Source organism: Vibrio phycocola, from assembly GCF_053850235.1.
In genome coordinates, this window is record NZ_JBSQDJ010000020.1 from 1 (window position 1) to 16896 (window position 16896).

Genomic DNA, 16896 nt, shown 5'->3' on the forward strand with positions numbered 1-16896 from the left:
ATCACTGAAGAGGCGGCTATTCTAGCGAGATAATTCTTAGTGTCAAACACTTTTTAGAATTTTCTTTTTTTGCTTTCGAGCCTTGTTGAAACTTGCTTCATCGCTTTGTAAGCGCTCTGCCGTGTCAACGAGAGCGCATTATAGGGATCGCGTGACAAGACGCAAGCGCTTTTTATAAAAATCGTTATTTTATTAACTGTTCGTGCATTTTTTGCCCAAAAGGCTTATTTTTACCACTATTGTTAGCTCAAACGCTATTCACTCTCACTATCTAATGGAGATTTTATGAGTTCTCTTCGTAGCTACAAAGGCATTAGCCCTCAAGTTGGCAACAATGTCTATATTGATTCTAGTTCTGTATTGGTTGGAGATGTTCGAATCGGCGATGATTCAAGTATCTGGCCAATTGTCGCAGCCCGCGGTGATGTCAATTACATTGAGATAGGTCAGCGTACGAGTATTCAAGACGGGACGGTATTGCACGTTACCCATAAAAACACCGACAACCCAGAGGGCTACCCTCTCATCATTGGCAACGATGTCACCGTAGGCCACAAGGTTATGCTACATGGCTGCGTGATTGGTGACCGAGTATTGGTTGGGATGGGAGCGATTGTATTAGATGGTGTCGTAGTTGAATCAGAAGTGATGATTGGGGCAGGAAGTCTGGTTCCACCGAACAAGAAACTAGAAAGTGGCTATCTTTATGTAGGAAGCCCAGTCAAGCAAATTCGCCCATTGAAGGCCAGTGAAATAGCCTTCTTACAAAAATCGGCTGACAACTATGTCGCGACTAAGAACAATTACTTAACGAATGTGGTCGATCTTTAAGCTTTAGTTAATCTAAGACGATTTGCCCTACTTCGTTAAACATTTCTTCTTCTATTCGTTCTTCGGCCAGTTCTTCCAAATCAAATCGATAGTGGGAGAACTGCTCAAGAGCCAACGTTTCGTCGTTTACCTGACGTCCACTTATTCGTTCAAGCGTCGCTATCGGGATAACGCACACGATTAAATTGCCCATATTTTGGGCCGTAAACTCTACTGTTCGTAATTCGTTATTCCAAATTGCGTCTTCTGAGAAGATAATCGACTGATTCATCATTAACCTTCTAGGTTTTTTCTAAGTTCTCGTAATATTTGCTTAGAGCCCGGTCTCAAACCTCGCCACAACATAAAGCTCTCCGCAGCCTGACCAACCAGCATCCCTAATCCATCATAAGCTTGAGCAACGCCCTGCTCTTTAGCCCACTGATTAAAGGTGGTCACTCCCGCCCCATACGTCATGTCATACGCGATAGTAGTGGAAGAAAATATCTTGGTGCTGATATCTGGCACAGTTTTGTAAAGACTAGCGGAAGTAGAGTTTATAACCAGATCAAACGGTCTATCTACTTTATCCATATATTCAACATTAACCTGACCAAACTTAGCAAATATCTCCGCTAACTGCTGAGCTTTACCATAAGTCCTATTCACTAACGTTAATTGACTTGGGTTTTGATCTAACAAAGGCTTAATTACTCCCCTTGCTGCCCCGCCAGCTCCCAACAGCAGAATCCGACTTCCCTCAAGTGGTATTTGGTATTGCAATAAGTTTTGAACAAGCCCTTCACCATCGGTGTTGTCCCCTAATATCTCTCCATCGTCGAGTTTTTTGAGAGTATTTACCGCACCCGCTAACTCAGCTCTCTCCGTCACTCGATCGGCAAATTGGTAAGCCTCTTCCTTAAAAGGAGCTGTGATGTTGCAGCCTCGGCCACCAGATTCAAAAAACGCCGCGACTTCTTTTAGAAAGTCTCCGACTTCCGGAGCACGACTTGAATATTCAATATTCTGCATCGTCTGACGCGCGAAAAGAGTATGTATAAAGGGAGATTTACTCTGAGAAATTGGATTACCAAACACCAAATATTGATCAGGGGAACTTGCCATTTATTTGCCTGCCATTAAATAAAAAGGGTCATCTGAGATGACCCTATCATTTCAAGTACGCTAAGCCAATAATTTATAACCAATCTCTGGCCTTCAAATAATCGCTATAGAGCCTAGCTTCAGCACTGCCTTCTTCTGGTTGATAGCCGTATTCCCAACGAGCCAGTGGAGGCATTGACATCAGTATCGATTCTGTCCGTCCTCCAGTTTGTAAGCCAAACAATGTGCCGCGATCAAATACGAGATTAAATTCGACATAACGGCCACGACGATACAATTGAAACTGGCGTTCGCGATCAGAATATTCTAGGTTTTTGCGACGTTGCACGATTGGAGAATAGGCGGTCATAAACCCTTCTCCTACGGCTTGAATGTATTCAAAACACGTTTGAAACTCCCATTGATTCAGGTCGTCGAAAAACAAACCGCCAATACCACGAGTTTCTTCTCGATGTGGTAAATAGAAATATCGATCACACCATGCTTTATGCTCTGCATAGATTTGATCACCAAAAGGGGCACAGATAGTATTCGCTGTTTCGTGCCAATGTTGGCAATCTTCATCAAAAGGATAGAACGGCGTTAAATCAAACCCACCACCAAACCACCAAATTGGATCTTCACCCTCTTTTTCAGCAATAAAGAATCGAACATTGGCGTGAGAGGTTGGGACATAAGGATTATTAGGGTGAATAACTAATGATACTCCCATAGCTTCAAATCGACGACCTGCTAGCTCTGGCCGATGTGCCGTTGCAGAGGCGGGCATCTCCTTTCCAGTAACGTGAGAAAAGTTAACACCGCCTTGCTCAAACACATCACCAGACGTGAGAACTCGACTTCGTCCACCACCGCCCAAACGTTCACCAGGCTCTCGCGTCCACTCATCTTCTTTAAAGCTTGCTTTGCCATCTAATATTTCTAACTCTGCGCATATGTTGTCTTGCAACCTCATCAGAAATGCTTTGACCGAAGATTTATCTATTGTATTAATCATCCATTATCCCTGCCGTAATACGGCTAACGTCTGCACATCGCGAATTTCACTGGGTTTACTTCTGCCACCGGTTTCACCTTCTAAAATACTCACGTTGAGGTTTCCTAGTTGAGCTTCAACTTCTTTTGCTGTGATGCAAGCAGGCTGACCACTTAAATTGGCACTTGTTGAAGTAATTGGCCTACCATAGGCCAAACACAATTTTTGCACTAAAGCATGGTCTGTCACTCGAACAGCAATTGTCGAAAATTGACCTGTGAGCCAACGGCTAGAACGTTCGCTTGCTGGCATAACCCAAGTTACAGGCCCAGGCCACGTTGCGTTAACCAAGTTCAACTGTTCATCCGTTAACTTCTCAATTGCAATATAAGGTTTTAATTGTTCAAAATTAGCCGCGATTAAAATCAGCCCTTTTTCTACTGAACGCTGCTTTACCTTCAATAATTTATTAATTGCAGTAGGGCTATCGGGGTTACATCCAACACCAAATACCCCTTCTGTCGGGTAAGCGATGACGGCATCTTCATTTAATGCATTCAAGACTAACTCAAAATTGTTCACAACATTTCCTACAAAATCTGCCTTACTTTTTCGCTAGTGTACAAATTATCGTGCTTGAAACCCACGTCAATTTTGAATTTAACAAAAACAGTGGCGTTCCAATCGCGCGCAAACGTTTTCCTCATGCTAATTTCCCCGTATAATGCCGCGAAAATGCAATCGCATACCTTAATCTAATCTACAGCAAGGAGTTCGAGATGAAAGTCGGAATTATTATGGGTTCGAAATCAGATTGGCCAACCATGAAACTCGCCGCAGAGATGCTAGACCAATTTGGCGTAGAGTATGAAACAAAAGTCGTTTCAGCTCATAGAACTCCACAACTTCTTGCTGATTACGCAACCAGCGCAAAAGAGCGTGGTATTAAAGTTATCATCGCTGGCGCAGGTGGTGCTGCTCACCTTCCAGGTATGGCATCCGCATTTACTAGCGTGCCAGTACTAGGTGTACCGGTTCAATCTCGCGCTCTTAAAGGAATGGATTCATTACTTTCCATCGTGCAAATGCCAAAAGGAATTGCGGTAGGGACATTAGCAATCGGTGAAGCAGGCGCAGCAAATGCCGGTATTTTAGCGGCGCAGATTCTCGGTATTCATAATGAAGAGATCATGGAAAAAGTAGAAGCATTCCGCCAACGTCAAACCGACACAGTACTTGCTAACCCAAACCCTGCAGAGGAATAATCGAATGCGCGTTTTAGTCCTTGGAGCAGGTCAATTAGCTCGAATGATGTCATTAGCTGGCGCACCACTTAATATTGAAACCACTGCGTTTGATGTGGTAAGTGGAAACATTGTTCACCCTTTAACTCAGCATGTACTCGGGCAAGGCTTGCAACACGCAATTGATCAAGCTGACGTTATCACTGCTGAGTTTGAGCACATTCCTCTCGACATTCTCGATGTCTGTGAGCAGAGTGGTAAATTTCTCCCAAGTACCGAAGCGATTAAAGCTGGAGGCGATCGTAGAATTGAGAAAAAGCTTCTCGATAATGCTCAAGTCAAAAACGCAAAATATGCGGTAATCACTAACCGAGCTGATTTTGATGCGGCTATTCACCACGTCGGCGTGCCAATGGTGTTGAAAAGTGCATTAGGTGGATACGATGGTAAAGGCCAGTGGCGCCTAAAAAATGCACAAGATGCAGAGACTATTTGGTCTGAAATGGAAGCGTGCATCGATGCAACGCCAACTCAAGCTATCGTTGCAGAAGAGTTTGTTCCCTTCGACCGCGAAGTTTCGCTTGTTGGCGTACGCGGTAAAAATGGCGATGTAAGAGTTTATCCTCTTGCAGAAAACGTTCACGTTAATGGCGTCTTGAGCTTATCTACTGCAATCGAAGATACCTCTCTTCAAGTACAAGCAAAAACTATGTTTACTGCTGTCGCCCAGAGTTTGGAATATGTTGGCGTTCTGGCACTAGAGTTTTTTGATGTTCAAGGAAAACTCCTGGTCAATGAAATTGCCCCTCGCGTCCATAACTCCGGTCACTGGACTCAACAAGGCGCAGAGACCTGCCAGTTTGAGAACCATCTACGAGCAGTATGTAGCTTACCTCTTGGGAGCACAAACTTAATTCGACCTACCAGTATGATTAACATCTTAGGTGAAGATAGTGTTCCAGAGAGCGTTGTTGCAACTGACGGCTGCCATGTTCATTGGTATGGAAAAGAAAAGCGCCCTGGAAGAAAGATGGGGCATATCAATGTATGTGCCGCTGATAACCAACAACTCACCGAACGGTTATGTCAGCTTTCAGAGTACCTCGATAGCCAAGCATTCCCCGCTGTAGCGGCCTACGCGGAGGCGAACAAATAACGCTCTTTCGAGTTTATTCGTGATACATTTTTGATGCGAAAACCAAAAGCCCACCGACGATTATCTCGCCGGTGGGCTTTTTAAATAATGCAGTAAACAAACTCAATCATCGTGAGAAGATTGCACTGCTGAACACTTGCGATCAGCGCAGAGTCGCTTGGTTCCGCTCGCGTACTTTTTCTCCACTAATAGCGGAAATCCGCAATCCGCACATTGCCCGCTCACCGGGAAATAATTGAGTGCAAATTTACATTTAGGATAATCATCGCACGACCAAAAGACTTTACCATAACGGGATTTTCTCTCGACCAGTTTCCCTTTTTTGCATTCAGGACAACCAATACTCTCAGACTGGTCACTGTGTTGAGGCTGATCATGAGACTCAATATGATGGCATTCAGGAAAGTTGCTACAGCCAATAAACATTCCAAAGCGTCCTTGGCGTAGCACCAATTCATGAGCGCATTCAGGACAAGGTACCCCGAGCTCTTTTACAATATGACCATCATGATTATGAACGGGACGCAGATATTCGCACGTGGGATATTGGCTACAACCAAGAAACGCGCCATGTTTACCATGACGCAATACCAAGGCCTCGCCGCACTTTGGGCACGCTTCTCCCTGATCTAAAGCGTGCTCATTGGCGCTAAATAGTTGATGGTCGATTTTACGACTCATGGTTATACAACCTGACTACAGAATGATAGTAACGATTAATGCAAAATACCTTGCTCTTTAGTATAAAGCCACTCTTCCATCATAGTGTACGCACTTTCGTATCCAGGAACATTGAACAGCACCATCAAGATAATCCATTTCAAATCATCAAGCTCAAACTCTGCCGTCTCTAGTCCCATAACTCGGTCGATCACCATCTCTCGAGTTTCAGTGTTAAGCACTTTAATTTGTTCAAGAAACAGCAAGAACCCACGACACTCGACGTTAATTCGCTTCATCTCTTCATCGGTAAAAATACGAATAGATGTGGTCGCACCGCTTGCAATTTCAGATTGCTCATCACTTTGCTGAAGTGCCGCTAACTCTTCTAACCACGTTAGCGCTTTATAGATATCATTCTGACGGAATCCTGCGCGGAGTAACTCATCTTCCAATTCATCTTGATCGAATTGCAATTCAGCCTCACTATGGATATATGTTTCAAATAGATACATTAAGATATCCATCATCATAGCTAGCCCCTCCCCTTTAGAATATAGCCACCGGCAATTGATTCAATATGGCCATTAAGTTCCAACTCAAGCAATTGAACCATCGCCTCTTGAATTGGTATATTGGTACGCTCAGCAATTATATCAATGGGCGTAACCTCTTTTCCTACGTTAGCTAACAGTTCAGGAAATGGCAATTCTTCTTGTGTATTAATTACAGGAAAAAGTTCTCCCTGACTGTTTTTATCCTGCTCTTGTGCCCAATTAAGGATATTTCCAATTTCTTGTATTACCTGCTCGCTGGTTTGAACCAATATAGCCCCTTGGCGAATGAGTTCATTACTGCCACGGCAATTAGCCTGATGAATAGAGCCCGGAACAACAAATACATCGCGCCCTTGCTCTGCAGCATATTTTGCCGTCACCAATGAACCACTTTTTTCTGCCGCTTCCACCACGAGCACACCAGTCGAAAGCCCACTAATAATTCGATTACGTCGAGGAAAGTACTCCGGACGCGCGCGAATATCTGGTGCAAACTCAGTCACTAACACTCCCTTTTCAGTGATTCGAGACGCTAAAGAAATATGCTGTCGCGGATACAAGTGACGAAAACCTGCCGCTAATACCGCGATAGTTGGATTGTCTGCATTTAACGCGCCAATATGTGCTTGACCATCAATTCCTAATGCTAATCCACTCGTAACCACTAAACCTTGCCTGCTAAAATCGGCCGAAAATTGTTGTGCGGTCTGAGAACCAACTCGTGAAGCATGTCGACTGCCGACAATCGACAGTTGGGGTTTGCTCAGTAAATTGGCATCCCCGATCGTATAAAGGGTGCTTGGTGCGGAATTAATCTCTTTGAGAAGTGGAGGATAAAGCGGATCGCAATAAGCGATAATACGATGAGTTGAGCTTTCATCCAACCAAGCAAGTGAAGCTTCTGCTTGAGCAATGGATTTATCAAATAACACGCTCAATTGTTTTTCAGTCAACCCGACATTTGCCCATTGAGAATGTGAAAACGCCATCATTTCCAAAAGAGAATAACGACTAAGAAGTTTAAGCATATGTTGAATGCCGACTCTAGGTAGTGCCGATAAACGCAACCAAAGCATCAACTCTTCACGGCTTAACTCTTTTGTCGGATCGGACATTCTCTTCGCCTTAACACTTTTTTTCTCCAAATGAACAAACCGCAGCGGTTTCTCAAGGAAAGCTATAACAATATCAACAATAAATAAGAATCTTGATCATAATTCGCCTGAGAATGCTGTCATTTGCGGTCTAAAATGTCTAGAATTGACCCCAATTACTACTGTTGTTTCGACACAATTCAACATTCCGAGTGTATATGCCTGTATTAGAAGTATTAACGTTCCCAGACGAACGCTTGCGTAAAGTGGCCAAACCGGTCAGCGCAGTCACACCTGAAATTCAAAAAATTGTCGATGACATGATTGAAACCATGTACGACGAAGAGGGGATCGGCCTTGCTGCAACGCAAGTCGATATCCACCAACGAATAGTGGTTATCGATGTCTCTGACAGCCGCGATCAGCCTATGGTATTAATCAATCCTGAAATCGTCGAAAAAAGTGGCGAAGACGGTATTGAAGAGGGTTGTCTTTCAGTTCCGGACTCAAGAGCTCTCGTTCAAAGAGCCGCACATGTCGTGGTCAAGGCTCTTGATCGTAATGGTGAAGAGTTTAGCTTTGAAGCCGACGAGCTATTAGCTATCTGCGTTCAACATGAACTAGACCATTTAGAAGGCAAACTGTTTGTCGATTATCTTTCACCGCTAAAACGTAAGCGCATTAAAGATAAACTCGAAAAAATCAAACGTGCTGCAGCCAAAAATAAATAAGAGAGGTTAGCTTGAGTCAATCACTACGTATTGTCTTTGCTGGTACTCCAGATTTCGCCGCCCGTCACTTGGCGGCGTTGTTGTCTTCGGAGCATGATGTCATTGCGGTTTATACTCAACCAGATAAACCCGCAGGACGCGGCAAAAAACTGACCCCAAGCCCTGTTAAACAACTGGCGCTTGAGCACAACATTGATGTTTTACAACCAGAAAGCTTTAAAACCGAAGAAGCTCAAAAACAACTCGAGCAACTAAATGCCGACATAATGATTGTTGTCGCTTATGGGCAACTTTTGCCCAAGTCTGTCCTTGAAACACCTCGGCTTGGTTGTATCAATGTTCACTTTTCGATTCTCCCTCGCTGGCGTGGTGCAGCTCCAATTCAACGAGCAATCTGGGCAGGAGATAAAGAAGCAGGCGTGACCATTATGCAAATGGATGTGGGGTTAGACACTGGTGATATTTTAAATATCGCAACCTTACCTGTTGAGGCTGATGATACCAGTGCGAGCATGTTCTCAAAGCTAGCTGAATTGGGGCCAAGTGCGATGATCGACTGCTTGAGCGATATGATTAGCGATCAACATGTTGCCACACCTCAGGACGATGCCCTTGCAAACTACGCAAAAAAATTGTCGAAAGAAGAGGCTCGTATTCAGTGGCAAGATGACGCTGATCATATTGAACGTTGCATTCGTGCCTTCAATCCTTGGCCGGTCAGTCACTTTAGTGTCAATGAACACACCATAAAGGTATGGAAAAGCCGAGTAGAAGAGAGCACTAGTGAAGCGCTACCTGGTACGATTCTACAGGCTGACAAAAGCGGTATTTATGTCGCGACTGGAAAACAGACCCTTGTTCTTGAACAGATTCAAATTCCGGGGAAAAAAGCCATGCCAGTGCAAGATATTCTCAATGCTCGCGCTGATTGGTTTAAAACCGGCAGTCAACTAACCTAATTCGTTAGACCAGATAGAATCTGGTCTTTTTTTATTTAGCTCATTTTATGTTTGGAATTCATTGTGACTACTAATGTTCGTGCTGCAGCTGCTCAGGTCGTTTTTCAAGTTGTGGATAAGGGCGAGTCCCTTTCTTCTGCTTTACCTATGGCTCAGCAAACCATTCGCCCTCGCGATCATGCTCTGTTGCAAGAGATTTGCTTTGGCGTTTTGCGCTACCTCCCGCGCCTTGAGTCAACCGCAAACCAACTTATGGATAAGCCCTTAAAAGGAAAGCAGCGTGTATTTCATCACCTGATTCTTGTCGGAATTTATCAAATTCTCTTCATGCGTATCCCTGACCACGCTGCGGTAGGCGAAACCGTAGAAGCCACCAAAGATCTTCGTGGTCCAAAGCTACGCGGATTAATCAATGCTGTATTGCGCAACTACCAACGTCGAAAAGAAGAATTAGATATCCAAGCGACGAGTCACGATGCCGGAAAATATGGTCACCCAAGTTGGTTACTTAAGCTTTTAAAAGAAAGTTACCCTGAGCAGTGGCAAGACATCGTTGAAGCAAACAATCAAAAAGCACCGATGTGGCTTAGGGTAAACCGTGAACATCACACTCGCGATGAATATCTAGCATTACTCAATCAAGAGAATATTGATGCAAGTCTACATTCTCAGGCACCAGACGCCTTAAAATTGGCTTCGCCTTGCGATGTCAGCTTACTTCCTGGCTTCGAGCAAGGATGGGTATCGGTACAAGATGCTGCAGCGCAATTGGCCGTGGAGTATTTAAACCCCCAGCCAGGAGATCTCATTCTAGATTGTTGCGCTGCACCGGGTGGGAAAACCGCGCATATCCTTGAACGAACAGATGATGTTGAAGTCGTCGCCATCGATTGCGATCCGACACGTCTTCAACGGGTCGATGATAACCTCGCTCGTCTCAATTTACATGCCGACGTTATCTGTGGTGATGCTCGCTTTCCAGAACAATGGTGGCGAGGTGACCAATTTGACCGAATCTTGCTAGATGCACCTTGTTCAGCAGTTGGTGTCATTCGCCGCCACCCTGATATAAAATGGCTACGTCGGGCCAACGATATTGACGCGCTGACTCAACTACAAAGTGAAATTCTTGATGCGATGTGGAGAAAGCTAAAGCCAGGTGGAACCCTTGTGTACGCAACTTGCTCTATCACACCACAAGAAAACAAATTACAAGTAAAAGCATTTTTAAATCGTACATCTGATGCCCAGTTATTGGACTCTGATATAAACAATCCAGGTCGTCAAATTATTCCGAGCGAGGAAGATATGGATGGCTTCTATTACGCGGTATTAAGCAAAAAAGCGTAATCAACTAATCGAATATCCTTGGTGAAAAATCTAAGGCGAATAAGAGATTAAAGTATGAAAATTATCATTCTGGGTGCAGGTCAGGTCGGCGGAACGCTAGCTGAGAATTTGGTTGGTGAAAACAACGATATTACCATCGTTGACCACGACAGTGATCGTTTACGTGAGCTGCAAGATAAATATGATCTCAGAGTGATAACGGGACACGCGAGCCACCCTGATGTTCTGAGGGATGCCGGAGCTCAAGATGCCGATATGTTAGTAGCAGTCACCAATACTGATGAAGCCAATATGGCAGCTTGCCAAGTCGCGTATACCCTCTTTAATACACCCAACCGTGTGGCTCGAATTCGCTCTCCACAATACCTCGCAGCAAAAGACGAATTGTTTAAATCTGGTGCGGTTCCTGTAGACCATCTTATTGCACCGGAAGCTTTAGTTACCGATTACATTGCACGCTTGATTAATTACCCCGGAGCACTGCAAGTTGTCAGCTTTGCCGAAGAAAAGGTCAGCTTAGTTGCCGTTAAGGCCTATTATGGTGGGCCTCTGGTAGGTAACGCCCTCTCTGCCCTGCGTGATCACATGCCACACATCGATACCCGAGTCGCCGCCATTTTCCGTCAAGGGAAAGCTATCCGCCCTCAAGGAACAACCATTATCGAGGCCGATGACGAAGTATTCTTTGTAGCAGCAAGTAATCACATTCGTACCATCATGAGTGAATTACAGCGTCTCGAAAAAAACTATCAACGTATCATGATTGTTGGCGGGGGAAATATAGGTGCCAGACTCGCCAAACGACTAGAAAAAAACTATCGCGTAAAATTGATTGAACGCTTTGCAGCTAGAGCTGAATACCTTTCTGAAGAACTCGAAAATACCATCGTTTTTTGTGGCGATGCAGCCGATCAAGAATTGCTTACAGAAGAAAACATTGACCAAGTTGATGTATTTATTGCTCTCACCAATGAAGATGAAACCAACATCATGTCTGCCTTGCTTGCTAAACGTTTAGGCGCAAAGAAAGTAATGGTGCTGATTCAGCGTGGAGCCTATGTAGATTTGGTTCAAGGTGGCGTTATTGATATTGCCATCTCCCCACAACAAGCGACAATTTCCGCACTTTTAACCCATGTTCGACGGGCTGATATTGTTAACGTATCGTCGTTGCGCCGAGGAGCAGCCGAAGCCATCGAAGCCATCGCTCATGGAGATGAGGCGACATCAAAAGTGGTAGGGCGAGCCGTTGGTGATATTAAACTTCCTCCAGGTACGACTATTGGGGCAATTGTTCGTGGAGAAGATGTTCACATTGCTCATGACCGAACGGTTATCGAACAAGGCGACCATGTGATTATGTTCCTTGTGAATAAGAAATATGTGCCCGATGTTGAAGCACTATTCCAACCTAGTCCATTCTTCCTATAGCGACTAACTTGCAATGCTAAACTATCGATCGATATTGTTTGTATTAGGGCTGGTGCTTTCTAAGTTAGCCCTGTTTATGTACATTCCAACCTTTGTCTCTTTTCTTAGCGGCACACCTGGATTTATTGACTTTGCCCAGTCGGTCGTCATTACTCATATCGCGGCTTTTGCATTTTTATCTCTAGGTAGAACACCAAACTTTAAGCTAAATGTGCGAGATATGTTTCTCATCACTAGCTTAGTTTGGACAATTGCCAGCGTATTCGCCGCACTACCGTTTGTTTTTATTAACCATATTAGTTTCACCGATGCCTACTTTGAAACCATGTCAGGCATTACGACGACGGGCTCTACGATATTAAGCAATCTTGACCAAATGGCACCCAGCATTCTGCTCTGGCGTTCGATTCTACAATGGCTTGGAGGAGTAGGATTTATCGTGATGGCTGTTGCCATTCTACCTATGCTCAACGTTGGGGGAATGAAGCTATTCCAAACCGAATCATCAGACTGGTCTGACAAAAGTAGCCCTAGAGCAAAAACCGTGGCGAAGAATATTGTCAGTGTTTACGTGACTCTCACCGCTTTATGCTGTCTAGGCTACATTGCTACTGGAATGACTGCGTTCGAAGCAATTAATCACGCCTTCACTACGCTTTCTACTGGTGGCTACTCAACCTCCGACAGTTCAATGAATCAATTTTCAAATTCTACTCATTGGGTTGCGACCGGATTTATGTTTCTAGGTGGACTGCCTTTTCTGTTATTTGTTTCAACGCTACACAAACGTCGCCCTCAAGAGCTATTGAAAGATGCTCAGGTTCGAGGATTCTTTTATTTATTTATCTCGGCAAGCTCAGTTGTGGCGTTTTGGCTTCACTTCCATAACCACTATGCGATGATTGACGCATACCGAGTTTCGATGTTTAACATTGTGTCAGTGGTTACTACGACGGGCTTTGGGCTGGATGACTTTACATCATGGGGAGCATTACCCACAACGTTATTCGCTTTTTTAATGATGGTTGGAGCCTGTTCAGGTTCAACCACAGGAGGAATCAAGATATTTCGTTTTCAAATAGCAATAACGCTTCTGAATAAACAAATAATGAAACTGATTCACCCTTCCGGAGTTTTTGTTCAACGCTACAACAACCGCCCTGTTAACGATGATATTGTGCGTTCTGTGGTGGCATTTGGTCTGACTTTTTTCATTACAATTATCGCAATTGCCGGACTTTTAAGTAGCTTAGGTTTGGACCCCGTAACCAGTATATCGGGCTCAATTACAGCAGTCGCCAATGTTGGGCCGGGAATGGGGCATTTAATTGGCCCTACAGGAAATTTTTCTCTACTGCCAGACTTGGCTAAATGGGTATTAAGTTTTGGAATGCTGATGGGACGTTTAGAAATTTTAACTATCCTTGTTCTATTTTTTCCCGCTTTTTGGAAACGGTAATTTAATAGAACAAGGTGTCTCTTTTATTACTTAGATCAACAACTGGTATCAAGAAACTCTAATACTTTTTTCGCCGCTTCTGTAGGCTCAGTATTTGTGTCTAATGTCATTGTTCGTTTTAGTTGTCCTTTACCTAACATGCTACCTAACATTCCACCGACACCACGTAAATTTCGATCCACTTCAAACCAAAGTTGAAGCGAGTCTTGTTCTCGATAAACCACGATTTCGACCTCTCGCCAACGTCCATGAAATGGGCCTGCCGTGGGAACAAATTCGAACTCTTGAGCAAAAGGCATAGCAAACCCTTCAACCGCTTCACACTCAACTTGACGAATTCTCAGCCCTTGCTCTTCAAATTCACTAAAAATTGCATCAAGAAGTGGATCGGGACGAATGGTCAACATGTCTTTATCGGTGGGGTCTTTTGCCATTGAGATATCCAAGCCCGTTTCCAACCAGACCTTGGTATCGCCGATAGTAATAGGGGTATTCCACGGAATCTCGATGTCTAACTCGAAATCACGAGTTTCTCCATGCTCGATGGTAAACGACTGTGGCAATGACCATGAAGCCAAAGTATAACGTCGATGAACGCGTTGAGTGCGATCACTGCCCTCACTTGCCCCATTAGCCGTTTCTTCATCGATATAGCGACAATATAATCGCACCTCAATGTTTTCCACCAATTGAGCCGTTTTACCGCCGTAAACATGAATCGTGACTTTAGCTACATCTCCAGGGTAAAGCACTTCATGTTGCAAAACCGCATCAACATTCGCCGAACCGATACCAAAACTTGCGAGTGTTTTCTTTAAAAAAGACATAACGACCTCCTTTGCTTACCGCAATGTAATACCCTTTCCAAACAAAACTCAATTGCATAGCGATACTATTTACTATTTTCTTGGTTTGTGCAAACAGTAACCTATCGATCTTTATTTTCATAATTGCTACAATGATCACATTATGTAGGTACTTGTAGTGCAAATATGATACTCGAATCCTTAGCAATTATTCGGAACGGCTATATGCCAATATGAGCATTTCTACTTTGTGAAGTTTAGCTCAATAATTGTGTTAGGTTTAAGATTCTACAATGGAACTGTCTAACCAATAGGTTAAAAATACCCACAAATGCGCCCAACTGTAGCTAGATGTTCGCACACCCATGGTAGTGCTTCGCGCCGTCGTAATAATTTTGTTCCCGCCGGTAAGCACAAAACTCTTTCTCCAGGAGCAACTCCAGCCGAAAGAAATGCTCGTGAAACTTTAGAAGAAGCTGTTAAATCTAAAGCTGCCTAACTGTTTATCACAACTATCATGCTTAAAAAGCACGCGCTAAACGTGCTTTTTTTATGCCTGTTTTCTGTCATTTCACTTTGGTATTCGACTCAATTTTGCTATTTTCCACCCAAGCTATAAAAATATTGGAGAAACCTATGAAATGTCACCGTGTCGAAGAGCTACTAGAATTGTTAGAACCTGAATGGCAGAAAGATTCCGAACTGAACCTCCTAGAGTTTATCGTAAAACTCAGCAAAGAGGCGGGGTATGAAGGCAACCTGCAAAACTTAACCGATGATATTTTGATCTACCACCTCAAGATGCGTAACAGCACAAAAGATGAAATGATTCCTGGCCTAAAGAAAGACCAAGAAGACGACTTTAAAACGGCAATTCTTCGAGCTCGTGGGATCATCAAATAACACTCATCTTTTATAGAGCTTTTCGAACGCGACCGAACAAGCTCTCCTTTCACTATGAGTTAAAGGCTTGTGATCTATGTTGATAAATATTGATAAGTGTAAAGTTAATTAACCTCAAACACGGTTATACTTGTACTTCACCATATGCTAATAAAAGTTATTCATTCGATAATAATAAAAATCACGACAAAATAGACATACAAAGGAAGGGTTATGAGTCACAAGAAAATCGATGTAAAAGATGTTACGCCCAAGGTTTATAACCCCAAGACTCATAAAGGCCAAGACGATCGCTTTAACCCCAACAATCGTATTTATGTTAGAGCGGCAAAAGGAGCGTACCAAAAACTTAGACGCTACGGAGCATGGTTCCTTCTTGTATTATTTGCTTCCATTCCTTGGCTTCCTTATGGTGAACGTCAAGCAGTCTTACTCGACCTTGGCAATCAACAGTTTAATTTCTTTGGCACCACTCTCTATCCACAGGACCTGACGATATTGGCCCTGCTCTTCATGATAGCGGCATTCGGTTTGTTTTTTATTACCACGTTTTTAGGCCGAGTATGGTGTGGTTACCTCTGCCCACAAACGGTGTGGACCTTCATGTATATCTGGTTTGAAGAAAAGCTAGAAGGAGCTGCGAATAAACGCCGCAAGCAAGATTCAGGAAAACTCACCCCAAAACTGCTGTGGCGAAAAACATTAAAGCACTTAGCTTGGTTTGGCATCGCACTGATTACGGGGCTAACCTTTGTTGGTTACTTTGTCCCTATCAAAGATTTTGTTGTTAATATCGCCACATTTAACGCAGACATGGCACCCGTTATGTGGATGCTATTTTTTGCAATCATTACTTATGCCAATGCTGGTTGGATGCGTTCAATTGTATGTATTCACATGTGCCCTTATGCGCGCTTTCAGTCTGCTATGTTCGACAAAGACACATTTATTGTTGGTTACGATACGAAGCGTGGTGAAACCCGAGGGCCACGCGGACGCAAAGACAACCCAAAAGAAAAAGGGCTTGGGGACTGCATTGATTGCAACCTCTGCGTTCAAGTTTGTCCAACAGGAATCGATATTCGAGATGGCTTACAATATGAGTGTATTAACTGTGGAGCATGTATCGATGCTTGTAATGTAACCATGGATCGTATGGGGTATGAAAAAGGCCTTATTGATTACACCACCGAACACCGCCTAGCTGGAAAAAGCACTAAGATAATGCGACCTAAGCTTATCGGCTATGGCCTGATTATGATCATTATGTGTGGGCTTTTCGTTACACAAATCGTGACGGTCGAGCCGGTCGGGTTATCGGTCCTTCGAGATCGCTCTCAGCTGTTTAGAGAAAATAGACAAGGCGAGATAGAAAATACCTATAACTTAAAAATCATCAATAAAACCCAGCAGGATCAAGTCTATCAATTGAGCGTTGAAGGTATTGAAGGAGTATCATGGTATGGCAAGCAACAAATACAGGTATCTCCTGGAGAAGTTCTCAACTTCCCATTAAGCCTAGGAATAAAATCCGATCAACTCGATTCGTCTGTCACCAAGATTCAGTTTATACTCGAAGACAGCCAACAATTTACTATCGCAGTCGAAAGTCGATTTATTAAAGACTTGTAACTC

At 43.6% G+C, this 16896-nt stretch carries 19 protein-coding genes; 11 read left to right on the plus strand and 8 right to left on the minus strand.

What is annotated here, in order from left to right; all coding sequences use genetic code 11:
• The first annotated feature begins 285 nt into the window (after positions 1–285).
• Complete coding sequence (locus tag ACWU4D_RS18235; RefSeq protein WP_456052878.1) at positions 286–831, plus strand: gamma carbonic anhydrase family protein; 546 nt, start codon at positions 286–288, stop codon at positions 829–831.
• Positions 832–838: 7 nt separating this feature from the next.
• Here ACWU4D_RS18235 and ACWU4D_RS18240 read toward each other — a convergent pair whose 3' ends face one another.
• The 4 genes from ACWU4D_RS18240 to ACWU4D_RS18255 all read right to left on the minus strand — a co-directional run bounded on the left by ACWU4D_RS18240 (position 839) and on the right by ACWU4D_RS18255 (position 3493).
• On the minus strand, positions 839–1105 hold the full coding sequence (locus ACWU4D_RS18240) for a DUF1488 family protein (protein WP_456052879.1): 267 nt from the start codon (positions 1103–1105) through the stop codon (positions 839–841).
• On the minus strand, positions 1105–1935 hold the full coding sequence (gene aroE, locus ACWU4D_RS18245; protein ID WP_456052880.1) for a shikimate dehydrogenase: 831 nt from the start codon (positions 1933–1935) through the stop codon (positions 1105–1107). The genes ACWU4D_RS18240 and aroE overlap by 1 nt, the downstream gene beginning before the upstream one ends.
• A 73-nt stretch (positions 1936–2008) precedes the next feature.
• Complete coding sequence (hemF, locus tag ACWU4D_RS18250) at positions 2009–2929, minus strand: oxygen-dependent coproporphyrinogen oxidase (protein WP_456052960.1); 921 nt, start codon at positions 2927–2929, stop codon at positions 2009–2011.
• Positions 2930–2935: 6 nt separating this feature from the next.
• Entirely contained in the window at positions 2936–3493 is a 558-nt protein-coding gene (locus ACWU4D_RS18255; RefSeq protein ID WP_456052881.1) for a Sua5/YciO/YrdC/YwlC family protein, read from the minus strand.
• Positions 3494–3690: 197 nt separating this feature from the next.
• Between ACWU4D_RS18255 and purE the strand changes: the two genes are divergently transcribed.
• Together purE and ACWU4D_RS18265 are read left to right on the plus strand one after the other, a co-directional pair.
• Entirely contained in the window at positions 3691–4176 is a 486-nt protein-coding gene (gene purE / locus ACWU4D_RS18260; protein ID WP_456052882.1) for a 5-(carboxyamino)imidazole ribonucleotide mutase, read from the plus strand.
• A gap of 4 nt (positions 4177–4180) precedes the next feature.
• The gene (locus ACWU4D_RS18265; RefSeq protein WP_456052883.1) at positions 4181–5311 is read left to right on the plus strand and encodes a 5-(carboxyamino)imidazole ribonucleotide synthase; all 1131 of its coding nucleotides are present in this window, start codon (positions 4181–4183) and stop codon (positions 5309–5311) included.
• Between the two features lie 102 nt (positions 5312–5413).
• Here the strand turns inward: ACWU4D_RS18265 and ACWU4D_RS18270 are convergent, their stop codons facing one another.
• From ACWU4D_RS18270 to dprA, 3 genes are read right to left on the minus strand one after another with little or no spacing between them, the layout of a single operon-like run.
• Positions 5414–5992: a DNA topoisomerase family protein gene (locus tag ACWU4D_RS18270; RefSeq protein ID WP_456052884.1), complete on the minus strand. Its 579-nt coding sequence runs from the start codon at positions 5990–5992 to the stop codon at positions 5414–5416.
• Between the two features lie 35 nt (positions 5993–6027).
• Positions 6028–6504: a DUF494 family protein gene (locus ACWU4D_RS18275; protein ID WP_456052885.1), complete on the minus strand. Its 477-nt coding sequence runs from the start codon at positions 6502–6504 to the stop codon at positions 6028–6030.
• Positions 6505–6506: 2 nt separating this feature from the next.
• A complete protein-coding gene (dprA, locus tag ACWU4D_RS18280; protein WP_456052886.1) occupies positions 6507–7643 on the minus strand; it encodes a DNA-processing protein DprA in 1137 nt (378 codons plus the stop codon).
• A 197-nt stretch (positions 7644–7840) separates the two neighbouring features.
• Here dprA and def point away from each other — a divergent pair, with 197 nt between their 5' ends.
• The 5 genes from def to ACWU4D_RS18305 all read left to right on the plus strand — a co-directional run bounded on the left by def (position 7841) and on the right by ACWU4D_RS18305 (position 13552).
• Positions 7841–8353 (plus strand): peptide deformylase, encoded by a 513-nt coding sequence (def, locus tag ACWU4D_RS18285; protein ID WP_456052887.1) that lies wholly within the window; start codon positions 7841–7843, stop codon positions 8351–8353.
• A gap of 11 nt (positions 8354–8364) precedes the next feature.
• Positions 8365–9312: a methionyl-tRNA formyltransferase gene (fmt, locus tag ACWU4D_RS18290; RefSeq protein WP_456052888.1), complete on the plus strand. Its 948-nt coding sequence runs from the start codon at positions 8365–8367 to the stop codon at positions 9310–9312.
• 63 nt (positions 9313–9375) lie between these two features.
• Positions 9376–10662, plus strand: a complete 1287-nt coding sequence (rsmB, locus tag ACWU4D_RS18295; RefSeq protein WP_456052889.1) for a 16S rRNA (cytosine(967)-C(5))-methyltransferase RsmB — start codon at positions 9376–9378, stop codon at positions 10660–10662.
• Positions 10663–10716: 54 nt separating this feature from the next.
• A complete protein-coding gene (gene trkA, locus ACWU4D_RS18300; RefSeq protein ID WP_456052890.1) occupies positions 10717–12093 on the plus strand; it encodes a Trk system potassium transporter TrkA in 1377 nt (458 codons plus the stop codon).
• A 13-nt stretch (positions 12094–12106) separates the two neighbouring features.
• Positions 12107–13552, plus strand: a complete 1446-nt coding sequence (locus ACWU4D_RS18305; protein ID WP_456052891.1) for a TrkH family potassium uptake protein — start codon at positions 12107–12109, stop codon at positions 13550–13552.
• 35 nt (positions 13553–13587) lie between these two features.
• On the opposite strand, the gene ACWU4D_RS18310 is transcribed toward ACWU4D_RS18305, so the two are convergent.
• On the minus strand, positions 13588–14379 hold the full coding sequence (locus ACWU4D_RS18310) for a sporulation protein (protein WP_456052892.1): 792 nt from the start codon (positions 14377–14379) through the stop codon (positions 13588–13590).
• 310 nt (positions 14380–14689) lie between these two features.
• Between ACWU4D_RS18310 and ACWU4D_RS18315 the strand changes: the two genes are divergently transcribed.
• From ACWU4D_RS18315 to ccoG, 3 genes are all read left to right on the plus strand, one after another.
• Positions 14690–14857 carry a hypothetical protein gene (locus ACWU4D_RS18315; RefSeq protein WP_456052893.1) on the plus strand — a complete coding sequence of 56 codons (168 nt, stop codon included), beginning with the start codon at positions 14690–14692 and terminating at the stop codon, positions 14855–14857.
• Between the two features lie 137 nt (positions 14858–14994).
• Positions 14995–15261: a YihD family protein gene (locus ACWU4D_RS18320; RefSeq protein ID WP_456052894.1), complete on the plus strand. Its 267-nt coding sequence runs from the start codon at positions 14995–14997 to the stop codon at positions 15259–15261.
• A gap of 213 nt (positions 15262–15474) precedes the next feature.
• Positions 15475–16893, plus strand: coding sequence for a cytochrome c oxidase accessory protein CcoG (gene ccoG, locus ACWU4D_RS18325; protein ID WP_456052895.1), 1419 nt, complete (start codon positions 15475–15477; stop codon positions 16891–16893).
• Positions 16894–16896: the final 3 nt, after the last annotated feature.